Origin of the sequence: Brevibacterium otitidis, assembly GCF_042429315.1 — a bacterium.
Lineage (GTDB): Bacteria > Actinomycetota > Actinomycetes > Actinomycetales > Brevibacteriaceae > Brevibacterium > Brevibacterium otitidis.
The window spans coordinates 1-2,707 of the sequence record NZ_JBHMAU010000030.1 but is presented as its reverse complement, the minus strand read 5'-3'; the positions used below and the strand labels follow the sequence as shown (position 1 = coordinate 2,707).

At 57.0% G+C, this 2,707-nt stretch carries 2 protein-coding genes; one reads left to right on the top strand and one right to left on the bottom strand.

Features of this window, described 5'->3' with window-relative positions:
- The coding region (locus ACFFN1_RS04040; protein ID WP_376838844.1) for a transposase at positions 1-258 on the top strand (258 nt) is incomplete at its 5' end.
- Between the two features lie 1,221 nt (positions 259-1,479).
- Here the strand turns inward: ACFFN1_RS04040 and ACFFN1_RS04035 are convergent.
- The coding region (locus ACFFN1_RS04035; protein WP_376838842.1) for an ISL3 family transposase at positions 1,480-2,707 on the bottom strand (1,228 nt) is incomplete at its 5' end.

Below are 2,707 nucleotides of genomic sequence, written 5' to 3'. Positions count from 1 at the left end.
ATTCATACCCCCATATTAGTCACCCACCACGACCGAGCCCGACTCGCTGACCAGCACAAACAAACCAAAAGCTCCGAAAACCCCGCCAACCTGTGCAAGTCAGGCGACGGTGCCAGCAACGGTGGCACCGAGGCGGTCAACGGGCTCATCGAGCTGGGCAGGCGGATCGCTCGCGGATTCCGCAACTTCGAGAACTACCGACTCCGCATGCTGCTCATCGCTGGCGGCCTGGACGCATCAACCCACACTCAACTCTGAAGAGCCCGTAATCTTCGCAGAGCGACTCCAAACAATCTTTCGCTCGCGTTTAACTCCCCACACAATGCTTGTAGATTTATTAAGACGATAGGAGTCTTTCGCCTTAGATAACGATGATGCGGGGGTCACGGCTGCGGAACCATCAGTGATTGAATCATCACCTCCAAGGCTTCTACCTTCAGCGCCAGGGCCCAGGATTACCTCAAGATCATCTTGCACTGCCTCTGCCGAGGGGTCGTCTTGTTCCGGTAAAACGACAGCATTTTCCGTGGCTGTGTTGTAAGCTATACCCGGAGACAAAGGGTCGCCGTCAGAATCAACGTTTTGAACTGTAACTATATTTTACATGCATGTGAACTGAATCTCCTTCTCAGGTGTTACCTCAGCTTCCTCGGCCTCAGGCGTTTCGACAACATCATCGAGAATTATTTCACAGTTCGCGGACTCGTCTGAAGTACCGGAATCAGCAGGATGGTCCATGGCGGCCGCTGTTGTTGAGGGGACCATGGTAAACACGATTGACGCGGCAATCAAGCGAAGTGACTTCATTTCAATAGAGTCCTTTCATAACGTACTCCATTCATTTCGAACTCGGAAGGAATCCCCGTCTCCGTATCCATAATTATATGCCCGTGCGCTTCAACATCCTGCAGTCGACCGAATGCGACCTTTATGAGCGATGGAGCAATAGCACTAGTTTCCAATGGCTCGTAAAAGCTGAACTCTCCACCCCAGATCGGTAAATCTATGGGCGATAGGAGCCCAAGCACCGGGGGGCTAACCGGAAACGGCCGATCATCTTCGATGTGCCTTTCTCCCTCGTATTCCAAAGTGAACTCACGGGTGAGTCGATTGTATTCGCAAAATTCTCTAGCCTGGACCGACTCCGCCCGAATGACTCCAAGGGGTATGTTTAATTCGAGCCTGAAGACAAATTTTCCATCTTTTCCATACCGCGTATATTCGCAATATAGGGGGTCGGCGTTATTCAGTTTCTGTATGCATGCCAGAATCTCTAGCAAGTCACATGTACGTATAGGCATAAATGCCTTTCGAGAGAGGAGGCCGGATTAAACAAAGCCCGGGAGGCAGTGTTCTAGGTTACAGTGAGTGTAATAGCCTTGGAAGCGATTTACATCGTTGCGTGTATCTCAATTTGGTAACAACTAGTTTGATATCTCTCGACTCAGAGCGGCGCAAGCTTACACGGCTCTTCCGGTTCTAGAGTGCGTTGACCCGGTTCGATAGTTGCCCGGAGTGGAGCAGGCAGCGCAGGACGTAATGCTCGAAGTTCCTGAACCCCAACCCGATACCCCGGAGGTGTTCCAGGCGTCCGTTGATCGCTTCGACCGGTCCGTTCGACGCGCGACCACGATCGAAGAACGCCAGCACCTGAGCCCGTTTCCGCCACAGCGTCCGCCCCAACTGAGCAAGCTCGTCCAGCCCTTCAGGTAGGCCTCTGCGCAGACTCTCGATCACCGTCTGCATGAGCTTCTTGCCGGTCTTCCGATCGGGATGCTCGTACGCGTCGATGACGTCTTGGTAGACGAGGTACGTCACTTCCAACGCGACGTGGTCATCGTGCTCGGCCCACAACCGCTCCAGCCGGTCCCTACCCTTCTTGTTCAGCAGGGACCTCCTCGTCAACAGGGTCCGTCGCCCCTGATACAGGAGGTCTGTCTTCCGGCCCCGGTGCCCATGGATCTGCTGCTGGAGCCGTTGTCTGCAGGCAGTGAGTTTCTGCCCGGCGAGTTGGACGACGTGGAACGGGTCCATCACCGGCACCGCGTCCGGCAGCGCATTCGTGGTCGCGGTGTGATAGCCGGCGAACCCGTCCATCGTCACGACCTCGACCCCGTCACGGAACGCCGGGGAGCGTTCCTGCAGCCATGTGGTCACGACCTTCGCGGAACGGCCTGCCTTCACGTCCAGTAGCCGTGCTCGACCGGTCCCGTCGATGAGCGGGGTCAGGTCGACGAAGATCGTTGCGAAGGAGTCCTCTCCTTGTCCGCGCACGTGTTTCCAGCAGTGCTCATCGATGCCGAGCACCCGGACCCCGGCCAGATGGTCCGGGTGCGTGTAGACGAGGGACTGTGCGGCAGTGGTGGCCAGCTGGTTGACGAGGTCCCAGCCGAGCCCGAGTGCCCTGCTGATAGCAGAGATGCTCATCTGGTCCTGGATGAGCCGTTTCAGGATCCAGGTCGTAGCGCGTTTCGTGGTCTTCGCCCCGGGTTCGGCCGCTTCGAGCTGGTGCTGAAAGATCGTGCGCGGGCACTGGGCGTGGACACACTGGTAGCGGGGCAGACGTACGTGCAGGCGGGTCAGGTGGCCGGTGATCGGCACGTCCGTCAGCCGGCGGATCACGTGGTCACGCAGCCGGCCTTCAGCACCGCACTCGGGGCAGTACCCGAGAGGTTCGCGTGGTGAGGCTTCGATGACAGTGATGTCA